This window comes from Nostoc sp. (assembly GCF_036917155.1).
Classification (GTDB): Bacteria; Cyanobacteriota; Cyanobacteriia; order Cyanobacteriales; family Nostocaceae; genus Nostoc.
Genome location: NZ_JBALDZ010000119.1, coordinates 1 through 13,960 on the forward strand (window position 1 = coordinate 1; position 13,960 = coordinate 13,960).

Here is a 13,960-nt window from a genome sequence, read left to right on the forward strand (position 1 = left end):
TAACAATTAATACTGCAACTTGAAAAATAGTAGAAAAGCTAATCCGCATAAAATCTCCTGAACAGACGTTTTATAGCAACATTGCAGTTTTTTTTTAACTGGAATATTACCGTAAAAGTTCAGGTTTTTATGAACCGGGAATTATGACAGCCTTGATAGCAGCTAAATCCTGTTCAGCCACAGTGCGAGTATCGCCCTCGTACTGATAGATGCCAAGATTACAAGAGACAAACCAACCAGGAATATTTATCTGGATCTGATAATCATTTGAAAAATCATCAAAAATCGCGAGATTAAATCCCAGGAATAATGGTTTTCTCTCTCCAATAAATGTTTTTCCAAAGGATGAATTAGTAAACCGGAAAATACTGCCACCATATACCCATTGTTTACCAGCAGGGACAGAAGTATTTATGCCAATTGCCAATATACTCTTATCAAAAATTATCGATGGCAGGACTGGGGTAATTTTGGCGTAATAATTCTTTCCCGCAAGCGTGGCGGTAATCGTAGCGGAAATAGAAATGGAATAAGCCAGCGCCCAGTTAGTCGGAGTCAGCAAATCCAGGTTTCTAGTCATCAAATTAAGCTTATTGCCAAGTCGCTTGAAATATTGGAGTCAGGTGGGCGATCGGGTCTACCCCAGCTTGTGCTAATGCGTCAAAGTACACTTCACTATCGCCACCTTCCAGCCAGGAAACCATTGCAGTATTAGCGTTAATCATCTCTTCAAAAGTGATTTCCCGGCCAGCTTCATCGCATCCATTAGCGATCGCTAATACGTCTCTGATGTCTTCAGGATAGATAAGCATTTACGCAGTCTCCACCTCTGGATAAATGACAATTCTATTGGTTGCCTGTGTCCCTGTTGGAGGCGTTAAATTAGTGAATCCAGTGTAAGCAGTAGATGCTTTGATTGCAGCAATTGCAGCAGCGTATGTCTCCGTTGCAGTTCCGCGCCCAAAAGGTGTACTTACAGTCTCAGTATTGATTTTGGTATAGCCCACACCGATGACACGTCCAGTTGCCTGAGCTTGCCCCAGCACGCTAATTAGGCTAAGTTTGGCAAACTTAAATTTTTTGATGTTAGGCAAAATGTTAACGCCTGTATCGTTTGGCACAACAACTGATGCTCTTTCCGGAGTGACTACGTTAATCAGAGTTGTTACCAAAGGTTCGGCATCTGCTTCCGTTGCTGGTTGGGAGATACTGCTCGGTATACGCTTTTGAATTACTACCAGTCCACTAGCCGATCCAAAAATCCGGATATATCCCGGTACTCTCCTCAGATTCATCCTCGCAGTGCCTTTTTTGTGTTGTGCATACAACGCTTGTTTTGCACTTCTAGACAGCGCTTGCCATGCTACTAATTTTTCATAGTCAGCCGTTAGTTCAGCAGCGCGATATAAATCCTTGTATTTAGCCATAATCACCTTCTTTGTTCTTCTTGCACTCTAGCCCAATATTTCCAACTATTTTTTTGAGGAAACCTATAGGTTTCCATATATATTTCCAAATATTAAAAACCGGGTATTTATGCGCCAATACTTGGTTTAATGAACCAGCGCTAAACGTCTGCCTGTGGCGTCAAATAAAACTATATTTTTCAAGAGACCCGGTATTTTCACGAAAGCATATCTAAAACGCACGTTTACAGTCGGTCTATATCTGGGCAAATTTACCTCAATGCCATATATCATTTGTTGCGCTGGTACAGTGCCAACTAGATTGCTTTTTTCCGGTGTACTGATCGAGAGCTTATTTTCATCAAAAGCGATCTCTTGCAAATTCAACAATTGGGTAATCAAAGTTGTTGCGCTAGCTTGATCATTTCCCCTAATTAGCAGGCGATAACCATGTGCTACATCTAGGTAATTATAGATATTCTTCCCTTTTGTAAAAACTAAACCTGTACCTTCAAAAAGGAACTCAGATTTGATTAAATTAGCAAGGGAAGTAGCTAATGTTTTAGTATATGTAGCGCCTGTGTAATTCATTAATCTAAAGCTAACTTCCATATCAGAAGCTATTCCACCCGCTGGAACGCTTGCTCTGTCTTGACTAAAATAAAGTGTTACTTTTGGATGTCCTGTCGCTGGCTGTGTAATTGCATCAATGCTTCCCTGGTACAGAAACAGATCAGATTTACCGTAGCCAAGCAAATCCCAGAATAGACGATGTCGCATCGCGATCAGCAATTCATTATCGTCTGGTGTAATGGTGCAAGCTACCCGCAAGCTGCTACGTGCTGTTGCTATATTTGGCTTCCAATCACTGCCAAGATCGTTGAAAAATAAGGCAACCGCCGAGTTGTGCTGTGGATAATACACTTGCTTGAGGTGCTGAAAGGGATCGTAATCATCTGGCAGCGCATCTTCCGGTGGCGTTGCAGCCGTCACCGTTGTGGTAACGGGTGTTAATGTTGCCCCCGTGGCAATGACAGAAGTTGGAGGAAATTGTCCACCCGTATCGTTTATTGTTTGCGGTACTTGAACCGAAGTAGGATCTGCCATTGTTTTTAATCGTTCGCATTGAATATGTCGTCAATGGTCGCTTGGATGATATTCGTACTGTCCGCCTGCGCTTTAGCGGCTGAAGCAGTTGTTACGGTTGGCTCTGGTACTGTTAGTCCTGGCACGTATTTTTTAATACTGCCGTCTGGGTTACGCAATGGTTGCCCATGCTCATCCACTGGATCTGTTTGATCGAGTACTTTTGCGAACGCGGCTGTACTATCGTTTATCGCTACACCTGCAGCCGCTAATCCTACTGGTATCGCCACCATCATCTGAATAGTATTTGCGTCAGCGCTTGCGGTATTGATGAAGTCGAAAAACTTGCCTTTCATGTTCGGCTGTGGATTCATGAACGAGTAAGCGTGTTGTCCCACAACGCCCCATATTTTCAAAGCGTTGCCAATTTTGCCGACGTTACCGCCTATCATTTCAAGCCCAGAGGATAGGATGCCAACAGCATTAGAGACCTGGTTGAATACATTGCTTCCCGCTTGATAGATGCGATTTGCTATAGCCCAATCATTACTAATGGTGGTGTAATTGTCTGCTCCGATGACGTTTTTAATCACGTCGTTAACCGCTCCTCCGATCACTGATGTTATATTTATCGGTTGCCCGTTGATACCCTTCGGTAGTATTAGAGCTACACACTGATTAATGATCGTCCCCAAGGTTTGAGCAAGATTATTACTTAGCATCAGGGCGTTGTGTACGGTTACAGCGAAAGTCATCACTGCTAAAGCTTTTTCCACATAAGTATTGGTAGCGATCGCCGTCATTAAACCTGTTATCGCTGTATTTCCCGCCGCAACAAACGCCTGTAATTTACCGAACAGTCCTGCCGTTGTTCCATTTATATTCGCTCTTGTCTGAGCGTGTTGAGTTACTATTAATGCTCTCAATCCTGCTAAATCTGCTGGATTCACGTCTTTACCGTCCTTTCCGTTGATACCATTAATGCCGTTTCTACCTGGCAGTCCTGGTAAACCTGGTCTACCTTCAGCGCCAACTGTGCCGGGTATACCATTTGCACCGGGAGCGCCGTCTAACCCGTTCCTGCCGTCCCTGCCTGGGATGCCCTGCAAACCTTGCAAACCTTGTAGTCCCCTGTCCCCTTTGTCCCCCTTCTGTCCTGGTATACCGCGAAGTGATTTTACTGTTTGGTAAAGTGCGATTGCAGTTAACGCCGCTGCTGCGGCTTCACCAGCTTTGGCAAGTGCTTCACCACCAATTCTCAATGCCTGTTGTCCTATGCCCTCAGCTTCAGTAGCTTTCTGGTATGCGGTCGTAGCGTTATCATTCGCGATCGCAGCGTTTCGCACCGCGCCGTTAGCGGTAGTCTGAGCTTGAGAAGCCGTAGACTGTGCATTTACCGCAATTACCTTTACCCCGGTGATTTGTTCTATCGCGCTACCTGCCTTGAGGTTAGCCGCCTCACCTATACCGCGCGCGTCTACTGCAATATCCCTTACTTCCGTGATTCTTGCTTCGTTGCGAGATATGCGATTTTGTAAGCCCAAGAGTTTACCAAGGATACCTGATACGCTTTGACCAACTGCTATGACTTCACTCTCTACGGCATCAATACGTTCACCAAGCGTGGTAAGTGTTTTAAGCTGCTCGATCAATGTCGCAAAAGTGCCGATGATATTGAACAATTCCGCTACGCGTCCCGCTAGTCTGCCAATACCATCAAGCGCTTCTTCACTTATGCCGACCGCTTTTGCTGCTGTTTTCACAGCATCACCAACCGCCACCTCTATCTTGTTAATTGTTGCGCCAAAAGCATTGAGTCGTTCACCAAAACCGTTGACTAATTGACGCAAGCCTGTTACATCACTAGTAGCATTTAGTGCGTCTTTACCTGCCTGTGCTGCACTTTCAATAGCCGACTCTGCCTTGCTTCCCACGCTCGTTTCAGCAGTAGTCGCACGCTGGCGTTCATTTTGTACTAGGTTTCGATATTCTGCCTGTAGCGCATCTTGGGCTTTCCTTTCTCGTAGAGACGCTGCCAAGTTTTCGTCAGATAGCATTTTGTCGATCTGCGCTTTAGAATACCCTTGTTGATTTAGACTGTCGCCATACTGTCGCGCGTATGCCTCCTTCTCTAGGTCGGTTAGTGTTGCATATCGTTGTCTAGAGAATGCGTCTGATTCTGCTTTTGCGGCGTTGGCAATTTTTTCAGTGCTGCTGATTCTCTGGTTCGCGTCAGTAAGGCTATTGATTAGATTTTTTATTTGAGGCTCCAACTTATTAGCTACAACTGCGATACCTGCCGCGATAGCAGACTGAATGTCAGGCTCTAGAGATGATTTTGTAGCAGTAATAATGCCTGATTTATTAGCATCTATTACTTGCTGTGATATAGTCCTTACTTGCGCTTCAGTGAGCAAATTTAGCGCTGATATTTGTGATCTCAGGGCGCTTATTTGTGCTGATAAATCAGAGCAATTATCACTCATGATTCTTCGCCTTCACTAATTGCGTGATAGCGTTTATTTGTGCAGCAGTGCTAGCGCAATCATTGCAACAGTAGCCAGGGTAACTGTCACTATGGCATTTACATTTACCAGCCGGACAATCACTCTCGCAAGCTATTTGGTAAGTTGGCGCATTACCCGCAACAGTTTTAGTAAAAATATTTCCCGTAGTGTCGCTTACATCTATTCGATAACCATTATTAGTGCCTATTTCTGATAAATTTACACTTCCTTTGAGCCATACAGTACCGTTACCACTGGTACCAGGAATTAGTCCATAATAAGCACCATTAGGGCAAGAGTTATTGTCAGTTTCATACAGAGAGATAGCCGTACCTACTGTAGTGCTTCCATATACTTCATCGTGATTTGGAAGTAGTACACACCCCGCTGCATACGCCGTACCAGTAACATGAATTGTGACGCTACCCGATACAACTACAGGAGTAATAGTTACTGTCACTCCTGGATGTTGCGACACTACATTCAACCGGGAACCGTCTGCAAAAGTAATTTGCACTGTTCCACTTTTTCTACCTTCACAAGCCATATCTTTTAAGCTATTTTAGTGAACCCAATATATGAATACAATTCTGTCTGCCCAGTATCAGCACCAGTTGCCACGCCTAATGCACTGGTATTGCTATTGGTATTTGTTCCCCTCATTTTCAGCACTAAAGTTGTACTTGCTGTTAATATCAACTGCCCTGACAAGAGAGACAAACAAGCCGCGTAATAGTTGGTATTCGGGTATGCGCTTGTACCAAGTAACAGCACCGCATTTGTGGATGCATTAGCTAACCAAGCTTTAAAGGAACCTATACCACCTGCTGTACAACTACCATTGATAAGATAGGTTCCCGCTGCGAGGGTTATGATACTTGTGGAAGGATTTAGAGAAAGCCAAGAAGCCGGGGTGATGACAGTATTTAATGTGCGAGTTATGTCAACCGCACTGGTATAGGAGCCTCCATTCGTACCAAATGACTTGACATCACCGACTTGGGCATACGAGATCGCGGACGGAATACTACTACCTACATAAGTCTTTAATACACTCCCAGGCATTGTTTTGTACGCACCATCTGATGCGGTTTGTACAAGTAAATCATCCGTATCAGATAGTGTTGAAATTGATGGATATTGATTAATTTGCATAGGGTTGAACCTGGGAGTAAATGAAGCAAGTATTTAAGAGATTACGGGGGAAATAATACCCGCCAAATTGTACCCATGTGGTGCTGTAATAAAGGTGATTGTCGTAAGTTAAAATTACTCCATTTTGGTCAGTAATATTATTTCCACTTGGATCTGTTAGATTCCCTTCAAATTGTTGATGAACCGTGTTGACGATGCCAGCGAGAATGCTATCAGCAGTATTATTCGCTAGTGGTGTCAAGCCTAATAAATCTGCCTTGGTGATAGTAATAGTGGTGGATGTCTCCACCACGTTTACGCCAAAAACTTGCCCGAAACTCAGTTGTGACATCTAGTAGTTGTCTGGGTCAAAAGTCCCGTTGAATGGTGAATAAAAGTTAATGGTTTTTGGTAGCACCAAAAGTTGAGTCGTGCCGACGGTCGTAATAGTTTGATAGCCATCGGCAATACCAACCGTCCTCGTAGTGTCACCGCCAGTTACAGCGCTATCAGGGATATTGGTTTCGGCGAAAGCGACAATAGCCGCAAGAATGCTATCAGCAGTATTGTTAGCCGATGGGGTGAAACTCACACTAGAGAAATCAGCTTTGTGAATTGTGACAGTTGTCGCGTCTTGTGTGGCGTTAGTGCCGAATACTTGTTGAAGGGTTGCTGCTGCCATGCAAAAAAACCGGATTAATAGAAGTGAATAAATCCGTTGTATGCCCTAATAAAAATTGTGTAAATGTTCTACTTTTATGTAAAAGCAGTACTTTTCACAATCTCACAAGCCTTACCTAGAGACGATTACAGCAACTTTACTTATGTACACAACAAAAATGTACCTGTTTTACCTTATAGCTGGGTAAAAGAGGAACTTATGCAAGATCCGATTCAGTTAGCATGAGTAGCTGTACTGAATCTATTCAAGAGATAAATTATACAAATATTTACAAAAAGCGGAGGACAAAACCCCTTTGAGAGAATAGGCTGAAACCGGTACACCTATTCACAGCGCTGATATATGCAGCGACCGCGATCGCACTTCAACTATTGCGTTAGCGTAGCTCGCTGCATATATCGCATTTTTAAATTTAAATCGGAGAAAAAGATGCCTACCGCAATTAAACAAATCACAGTCGGAGACTTGATTCAAGAATTACAAAACAGTCCCGCTGATACACCCATTACCCTCAAGAATAGCGATGGTGAAAATTTTCTAGTCGTTGGTTTTGAGGTTGGTGACAGTGTGAATATTCTCATCACTGAGGATGATGGCGATGGTGATGGTGACGACGAGCCAGCTTAAAATTGGCTAGGTATCCCCTCTCAAGCGTTTTTTCTGCGATCGCACTTCTACCGAAGAAGAGCGATCGCGTTTTCTCTGCTCCTATGCCTGCTCAAACTCGCCAAGGTGGGAAGTTATGAGCGTGTTCTTTGGAGTGGTAAACATGAAATGGCTAACAGATGGGCGGTTGGGCACAGTTTTGAGAATGCAACCCTCAATCCACTCGTAGTCATCATCTCCAAGAATGCGTACCTTGAACTTGTAGCTTGCATTTTCAACCTTGGAACTGAAATCTTTCCTTACCTTCTCTTCCCACTTTTGAATGACACCACACTCTTTAGCCAATCTGGGCAACACCTTCTTGTCTGGGATTGCCTTGATGCTCTTATTTAATGTCTGTCCGTCTGGTGTCTGGAATACTAACCAGATTTTGCTCTCACCACCTTTCTGGAATCGGTGATAGGGCTCGGCGCTAACCTGAACCGCTCCAAAGTCTGACTCTACTTTGAATATGAAAGGTTTAACGCCCTCAAATGTTTTGTAATAGCTGCATTTTTCTGGGCAAGTGATAGCGCTGCTGTTGTTTTTGGTTTCTGTGCTGGTCGGAGTTGCTTCCGCTACAACAAAATTATTTTCAGAAAAGTTAGGTAAAGTAGGCGGATCAAGGCGGATCACGGGTGGATTAATCGCCTCGGAAGTCTCCTCGTGTAAGGATTTAGGTGTAATCTGCCAAGGCAGATCACAAGGCGGATCATTTTCTCGGCTTTGGGAGAGTGATCCGGGTGATCTGCCTTGATCCGCCTTGTTACCCAAACTTTTTTTGTTTTCTGGTAATAACTTCAAGCGCCAAGCCCAGGGGCGACTGTTACCAATTTTTTGTCTGTACTGTTCCCAGCCGTTCGACCGGAGAATTGCTGAAACTCTCTTGGTGTAAAGCATCTCTTGTCTGCCGAGTTCAATTCCGAGCGCAATTCTTAAAATTTCAGAGGTAGTTGTCTCTCCTTGCTGCCGAGCGTAAGCCAATACCACGTCTGTCCAGGGGTCAACGGATTGGAAATCTTTGCTAGCTTCGTTATGAATTTTAGACTCGGCTGTGGATAGCCACCACTGATGTCCGTTTTCATAAAGGGCATTAGCTGCTGCCCAGATCAGATCGCGTTCTCTAACTAGCTGCTCGATATCAATTGGGATGTCGTCAATTACGGGAATAATCCAGAATCGGCGGTTGCCTGTGGGGTCGTTGAGAAGTTCTGTCTCGTTACTGGTGCCAACCAAGACACAGGCGCGGGGATGCTCTTTTACCTCACGGGCATAAGGAGCGCGGAAGGCATCAACGCTCGAAGACATGAATTTTTTGATGCTGCTGATGTCCTTTCTCTTATACATGTGTTCAATTTCTGGAATTTCTAAACCCCAAAATTGATGCAGTTTCATTAGCTCATCTTTCTCGTTCGCGTCGCTGAGTTCATCGGTGAACCAGTCTCGCCCGAACAGTTCCCGCCAAAAGCTGGATTTGTTTATGCCCTGTTCCCCCACCAATATCAAAGCGGTATCAACTTTACACCCAGGACGACGGGCCCGAGCTACGGCTGATATCAGCATTTTTTTCAAGTAAATGTTATGAAGCGGGTCTTCGGTGCCAAAGTATTTACTTGCTAAGTTGTCAAGAATTGAGGAGTCAACTGTACTGTATCTAGCGGCTACTTCATCTAAATATTCCACTACTGGATGGTAAGCATTTTTAGGTTGAGATGCGATCGCCTCAACAATCGCCTGTCCATCTCCGATTTGTACATCCATGTCAAACTCCATTGCTATGTATAGCCGCAATTGGTTTAAGTCTATTTTTTGGTCGTTCAGTTCAATGATGTTTTTTAGTTGGTTTAACCGAAGATTATCGCCCCATCCATCTCTGATGATTTTGTAGGCACGGTAAACTTTTGATGTACGTTCCTCGTCATCATATTCTGTATCATTTTTACGTTGCTCCTCTAAATCCTTCTTCCACTCTTCAATGGTTGGGGCATCTTCTATTAGTTGCTTAAAAGCTTCTTCTCCCTTGGCAGCAATAAAGTCATCCATGCCTTTAAGTTCAATTGATGGTAATTTAATTACCATAACTTTTGAACCTGTCGCGGTTAAATCTCTCGCGATGTTGATTAAGGATTGCTGCACAGGACGCTTATGCAATATGTCAGCATCAAAACAGATGTAGAAAGTTCTTCCAAATCCCGCAAAGGCTTCTATCCATGAATGAAGTCTGCCCATTTTCCGGCAAGTCGAGACACCAGGTATAGATATGGTTGGTAGTCCAATAGTTAAGCCTGCGCCTGCTTTCCTGGCTCCTTCGGTAATGATTATAGGGATTGATTTGTCAGCGAGGACTTGTTGCCAATAATACTCTACCGCTGTGTCTAAAAATAAGGGAGAAGCACCATAACCAACGGCTCCCAAATACTTGTTTACTTTTCCATCTTTGCCTAATGGTGAGATATCTGGCTTGACCTGTACGCCTTCTAATGTGTTTTCTCCTGTCAGTGGATTTACCCCAGAAACCATCCAGCAAGGTACTAAATGCTCCGAGTGTTTTTGTCTGGATTTTGTATTGCGATTCAGAGCTTTATCGACTTCTCTAGAATCATACAAGGTTCTGACATTCCGTTGTATTATTTTTGCAGATACACCACTTAATTGCCATTCTTCCCAATGGTGAGATGCAATGGTATCGACTGTTTGAGGAGTAGATAAAGTCATTGTTCTACCCCTCCAAAAGATGTTAGAATTGTTGTCATATAACACATGAAATGATTGTAAATTAGCGGCTTTTGTCGCTTTTTTTTTGGTTAATTAACAGGATGATAGGCATCTGTTAACTGTTATTTGAAGTTGGCGATCGCACTCATTTTTTTTAAATCATCAGAATGGATCGATCGCAATTTCAAAGCAGGCATTAATCCACTGGTTAATGTCGCTAACGCTAGAAATTGAATTAGCTGATTGCCGTAGGGCTGCTAGCTCATCAGGGAATCCACCTGCTGCGTCCCAGCAAGGGGCATTGATAAAGTGTCGGCAATATTCGGCGATTAGGCTGATTTCGTCGATCCTCAGATATTGGGAACTAAAGAATTTGAAAACTACCGCTCGCAATTCGCCTGATGTTTCATCCTTCCAGTTCAGCGGCAAGCCCATTGGTGGACGGTAAACATTAGGTATTCGCGATTGCTGGTAGATAGTTACTTTGATTTCGTCACTCATTGGTCATTAGTTATTGGGGATTGGGGTCTGGGGAATCGGTTAGTTGCAGGTAAAGGAGAAAGTTATCCAGTTCGTCTTCGGTCAACAGCAAGCGCGATCGCACTCCGTAAGTTGACTCTAAGAATTTCCGACCTTGTTCTTTTGTCCAGCCCAATCGCTGCATTTGAGCGTCTGTCTGACTTATTAGGTTGTCGAAGTTTGGGTATGTTGGTTTCTCGGTCATTGGGCATTGGTCATTAGTCATTGGGCATTGGATAGGTAAGGAAACTCGCCGCTAAACTCTTCTTCCTCTACTGGGGTTGGCGGAAAGTGATAGAGCGGGTTGCTCTGTAGAATGCCTCGGTTGGCGATCGCATCATCAAAAATAGGTAAATTCCCCCGTCTAGATAAACAGCAGGCGGAAATGTGTTGACAGCAATCATTTCCTTGCTGGCGAATATCTGTCCTGTTTCTGTGGTTAAAGTTGCTTTCAGCATTGAGTCACGCTTCTAGATCACGGGGCAGAGAGTGAAGTCAACGTAATAGTCTCGCCCTAAGATGAATTGACCCGATGCCGCTGGGTTGGTGATTTGGAGTGTAATGTTACCGGCTGGTGTTGCTTGCCAGAAAGTTAGGTTTTCTTTATTGGGCGGGTTGGTGGTTACTGGGGTGAGGATAACTGTTGCTGTCTGGGTTTCATGGTTGAGAGTATTTTGCTGGCAGGTGAATTTAGCTCTGATCATTGGTTTTATTCCTTGGTGGTCAATAAAAATGGCGGTTGACCTTGGTGCTGGTCAGCCGCCGCTAAACTTCATTACTGGAGTTAGCTAACGCCGATCGCGTTCCAAGTCGCAAATTACTTTTTCTAGATACCAGTTGTCTGATTTACCAGGGTTGAGTCGCCTCTGATACCCCAAGAGACGTTTGGCTGTTGGCACGTCATTTTTAAGTAGAGCGAGTAAGTCGGCTTGCAATGCTCTGTTTTTCGGGTCAGTCCGGTAAGAGTGGGATATTTTGCCGGATGGTTTATGAGGACTCGGCGCTTGCTGGCTCTGCTCTTGCTGCCTTGACTGTGCATTTATGAACGTCACTAATACTGAGAGTACTGGCAGGGCGAATAGCTTAATAAAGAGTAAGATTTCCATAGTGAATTGAGTTGGTTCTCAATCCACGATGCGGGTATTCTCCAGATGAAAGCATCAGAGGATACCCGTATCTTTGCTTGAATTCTTTTTTGTACTTTCGAGTGCTGGTATTCATGACTTAGATATCAATTTTTGCTAGAGACCATCGCAACTCAATCACGAATAGTCACAGATACGTCGCCTGCCGATGAGTAGGCGAAATATTCCTCAGAAAGCCGTCTTTGCCAGAGTAGGCAAGGCGGCTTATTAGCTATTAATTATCAGGTGTTGATTCAGTCATTGGGCTTGGTGGCCCGAAGTGATCAGGTAATTCATCGGATGTAATTTCCAGTTTTTTGAGCAAGGTCTTGTACTGAAAAGGAGTAAGTTTTGGTATCGATCTTCCGCTCTCCCAGTTGCTTACGGTATTTACTGTTACTCCCAGAGCATCGGCAAGTTCTTTTTGAGTGACAAATCGAAGCGTTCTGAGTCTCATGAGTGCTGACAAGGGCTTTTTCGCCATCTTAACTTAAATCAATTGGTATGAACAGGTTGATATTTTTTCCAAATTGATTTAGAGTCGATAGGTATCTTGCCTAAATCAATTTGGATAAGAAGTACAAAAAAAATGCAGGCACAACATTAGGTTGAGTGCCTAGAAATACCTGCATTTTTCCCTAGTCTCTCACTCGGAATGCAACCAGTGGAGATAGCAGCCTACCGCGATTGACGCATTAAAAGACCTGCTAGTGCTGAGTGAACTTACTAAGAAACAACCACCCCAAACCAGGCAGAGATAGCAGCCTGCCACCATTGAGGTAATCCAAAGACCTGCTAGGGGAAACTAACAACCGATAATTGCCAACTGCATTAACCCATAAGTCGTAGCGATCGCGGGGTTAGCGGTTCCCATTGAAAATCCAGAGCAAAGTGCCCTGGAAATCCTAAAAACGAGATCGGTAAATAAATAGCGTTGAAAGAACGACATGAATCTAACAGAAATTAAGCCAGCAGACATCATTACCCACATCGAACAGAACTTTAACCGCACCCAGGCTACAGGCTTAAACTGTCTAATCTTCCTTGCTTTACGGGAAGGGAGCGACGTAGCTCACCATTGGAACGAATGGGGCTTTGCCGATATCCCCCAACAGGTAATCGCCTGGTGCGATGAACTTCAGGAGGATGAGCTTTTGGAGGTGGCAACGGCGATCATAAACGGCTTATTGGACGAAATTATCACCGCAGCGCTCGACACGAAAAACGCCGAAAAGCTTACTCCACAAGCGATTTACGACCAAAAACAACCCAGTTTATTGAGCGACTATTAACACACTATGACTGAGCAACAGATTAGCGATAAACCACTTAACGGGCAACGACCAAGCCCCATCAACAGCCGTAAAGGCAAGAAGAAGGAGTGGAAGGACTTGACTATTGACCCACTCTCAGAAGGGCATGAAAGCCATCAAGCCGACTATGTAGTGGGTAAAAACCCAATTACCTGGGCATTGCTCGAAGTCGGTCAACTATTCTCGCGTTCCAAAAGCGGGAAGAACTTGCACGTCAAACTCAACGATGGACGCGCCATCTGTTTAGATAGCCGACGGCCAATTGAATTTAAGCCATCAATCCGCAACTCTACACAGGTTTGGGTTGTGACTAATTTCAACTCGACCAGTGCAAGTAAAGCCGATTTTTAAAGGCGATCGCATTTTCCCAAGAAGCGCGATCGCCCAGGATGTTTTGCAAAGAAAACAACACGTAGCTAAATTATATGACTGTTCAGCCAAATCCCAGTAACGAAATCCATCATGTCGGCTTCCCAGAAGGGCAGCTACTAGGCAACGGTGCAACTGCCGAGGAGTGCGCCGATATCTCCGTCGCCTATCTCCAAGGTAAGCCGCTACCTGTAAGCGACAATCCAGTCATTAACCGCATCTCGGAACGACTCACCCAAACTAGCGGCTATGGGCAGTACATGGAGGATAAAACCAATGACTGTAAATAACACTCGTAGTCCTTGGCTTATTGCTGCGATCGCAATTTCTGAAGAACTCAAGAAACAACCACCAGAAGTCCAGGCAGAAAATAGGCGGATGAGTAAGAAAACTTACCCGGAGACATGGAAAGCGATCCGCGAGAAGGAACAGGAGCAGGAGTGAATCAAGCAATGATCCT

Annotated in this window: 22 protein-coding genes; 6 read left to right on the plus strand and 16 right to left on the minus strand. The window is 44.3% G+C overall.

Features of this window, described 5'->3' with window-relative positions; genetic code table 11:
• Positions 1-127 precede the first annotated feature (127 nt).
• The 9 genes from V7K67_RS16490 to V7K67_RS16530 all read right to left on the minus strand — a co-directional run bounded on the left by V7K67_RS16490 (position 128) and on the right by V7K67_RS16530 (position 6,815).
• A complete protein-coding gene (locus V7K67_RS16490) occupies positions 128-580 on the minus strand; it encodes a hypothetical protein (protein ID WP_335167491.1) in 453 nt (150 codons plus the stop codon).
• A 10-nt stretch (positions 581-590) separates the two neighbouring features.
• Entirely contained in the window at positions 591-812 is a 222-nt protein-coding gene (locus V7K67_RS16495; protein WP_335167493.1) for a hypothetical protein, read from the minus strand.
• Positions 813-1,427: a hypothetical protein gene (locus V7K67_RS16500; RefSeq protein WP_335167495.1), complete on the minus strand. Its 615-nt coding sequence runs from the start codon at positions 1,425-1,427 to the stop codon at positions 813-815.
• A 126-nt stretch (positions 1,428-1,553) separates the two neighbouring features.
• Positions 1,554-2,513 carry a hypothetical protein gene (locus V7K67_RS16505; RefSeq protein ID WP_335167497.1) on the minus strand — a complete coding sequence of 320 codons (960 nt, stop codon included), beginning with the start codon at positions 2,511-2,513 and terminating at the stop codon, positions 1,554-1,556.
• Between the two features lie 5 nt (positions 2,514-2,518).
• Positions 2,519-4,978 (minus strand): hypothetical protein, encoded by a 2,460-nt coding sequence (locus V7K67_RS16510; RefSeq protein WP_335167499.1) that lies wholly within the window; start codon positions 4,976-4,978, stop codon positions 2,519-2,521.
• Positions 4,971-5,516, minus strand: a complete 546-nt coding sequence (locus tag V7K67_RS16515; RefSeq protein WP_335167501.1) for a hypothetical protein — start codon at positions 5,514-5,516, stop codon at positions 4,971-4,973. Before V7K67_RS16515 ends, V7K67_RS16510 begins: the two co-directional genes overlap by 8 nt.
• 35 nt (positions 5,517-5,551) lie before the next feature.
• Positions 5,552-6,154, minus strand: a complete 603-nt coding sequence (locus tag V7K67_RS16520; RefSeq protein WP_335167503.1) for a hypothetical protein — start codon at positions 6,152-6,154, stop codon at positions 5,552-5,554.
• The gene (locus tag V7K67_RS16525) at positions 6,144-6,485 is read right to left on the minus strand and encodes a hypothetical protein (RefSeq protein ID WP_335167505.1); all 342 of its coding nucleotides are present in this window, start codon (positions 6,483-6,485) and stop codon (positions 6,144-6,146) included. The genes V7K67_RS16520 and V7K67_RS16525 overlap by 11 nt, the downstream gene beginning before the upstream one ends.
• On the minus strand, positions 6,486-6,815 hold the full coding sequence (locus tag V7K67_RS16530; protein WP_335167406.1) for a hypothetical protein: 330 nt from the start codon (positions 6,813-6,815) through the stop codon (positions 6,486-6,488).
• Positions 6,816-6,878: 63 nt separating this feature from the next.
• On the opposite strand from V7K67_RS16530, the gene V7K67_RS16535 reads away from it, so the two are divergent.
• Complete coding sequence (locus tag V7K67_RS16535; protein ID WP_335167507.1) at positions 6,879-7,040, plus strand: hypothetical protein; 162 nt, start codon at positions 6,879-6,881, stop codon at positions 7,038-7,040.
• A 204-nt stretch (positions 7,041-7,244) separates the two neighbouring features.
• Complete coding sequence (locus tag V7K67_RS16540) at positions 7,245-7,442, plus strand: hypothetical protein (protein ID WP_335167509.1); 198 nt, start codon at positions 7,245-7,247, stop codon at positions 7,440-7,442.
• Between the two features lie 81 nt (positions 7,443-7,523).
• On the opposite strand, the gene V7K67_RS16545 is transcribed toward V7K67_RS16540, so the two are convergent.
• From V7K67_RS16545 to V7K67_RS34430, 7 genes are all read right to left on the minus strand, one after another.
• Positions 7,524-10,175, minus strand: coding sequence for a VapE domain-containing protein (locus tag V7K67_RS16545; RefSeq protein ID WP_335167511.1), 2,652 nt, complete (start codon positions 10,173-10,175; stop codon positions 7,524-7,526).
• A 162-nt stretch (positions 10,176-10,337) separates the two neighbouring features.
• Positions 10,338-10,676, minus strand: a complete 339-nt coding sequence (locus V7K67_RS16550; protein ID WP_335167514.1) for a hypothetical protein — start codon at positions 10,674-10,676, stop codon at positions 10,338-10,340.
• 10 nt (positions 10,677-10,686) lie between these two features.
• Positions 10,687-10,920 (minus strand): hypothetical protein, encoded by a 234-nt coding sequence (locus tag V7K67_RS16555; protein ID WP_335167516.1) that lies wholly within the window; start codon positions 10,918-10,920, stop codon positions 10,687-10,689.
• A gap of 46 nt (positions 10,921-10,966) precedes the next feature.
• Entirely contained in the window at positions 10,967-11,152 is a 186-nt protein-coding gene (locus V7K67_RS16560; protein WP_335167518.1) for a hypothetical protein, read from the minus strand.
• A 12-nt stretch (positions 11,153-11,164) separates the two neighbouring features.
• Positions 11,165-11,398: a hypothetical protein gene (locus V7K67_RS16565; RefSeq protein WP_335167521.1), complete on the minus strand. Its 234-nt coding sequence runs from the start codon at positions 11,396-11,398 to the stop codon at positions 11,165-11,167.
• Between the two features lie 84 nt (positions 11,399-11,482).
• A complete protein-coding gene (locus tag V7K67_RS16570; RefSeq protein ID WP_335167523.1) occupies positions 11,483-11,800 on the minus strand; it encodes a hypothetical protein in 318 nt (105 codons plus the stop codon).
• Positions 11,801-12,053: 253 nt separating this feature from the next.
• On the minus strand, positions 12,054-12,302 hold the full coding sequence (locus V7K67_RS34430) for a helix-turn-helix transcriptional regulator (RefSeq protein ID WP_375494688.1): 249 nt from the start codon (positions 12,300-12,302) through the stop codon (positions 12,054-12,056).
• A 463-nt stretch (positions 12,303-12,765) separates the two neighbouring features.
• Here V7K67_RS34430 and V7K67_RS16575 point away from each other — a divergent pair, with 463 nt between their 5' ends.
• The 4 genes from V7K67_RS16575 to V7K67_RS16590 all read left to right on the plus strand — a co-directional run bounded on the left by V7K67_RS16575 (position 12,766) and on the right by V7K67_RS16590 (position 13,944).
• Positions 12,766-13,110, plus strand: coding sequence for a hypothetical protein (locus V7K67_RS16575; RefSeq protein WP_335167525.1), 345 nt, complete (start codon positions 12,766-12,768; stop codon positions 13,108-13,110).
• Positions 13,111-13,116: 6 nt separating this feature from the next.
• Positions 13,117-13,482, plus strand: a complete 366-nt coding sequence (locus V7K67_RS16580; protein WP_335167527.1) for a hypothetical protein — start codon at positions 13,117-13,119, stop codon at positions 13,480-13,482.
• Positions 13,483-13,556: 74 nt separating this feature from the next.
• Positions 13,557-13,790 carry a hypothetical protein gene (locus V7K67_RS16585; RefSeq protein ID WP_335167529.1) on the plus strand — a complete coding sequence of 78 codons (234 nt, stop codon included), beginning with the start codon at positions 13,557-13,559 and terminating at the stop codon, positions 13,788-13,790.
• Positions 13,777-13,944: a hypothetical protein gene (locus V7K67_RS16590; protein ID WP_335167532.1), complete on the plus strand. Its 168-nt coding sequence runs from the start codon at positions 13,777-13,779 to the stop codon at positions 13,942-13,944. Before V7K67_RS16585 ends, V7K67_RS16590 begins: the two co-directional genes overlap by 14 nt.
• Positions 13,945-13,960: the final 16 nt, after the last annotated feature.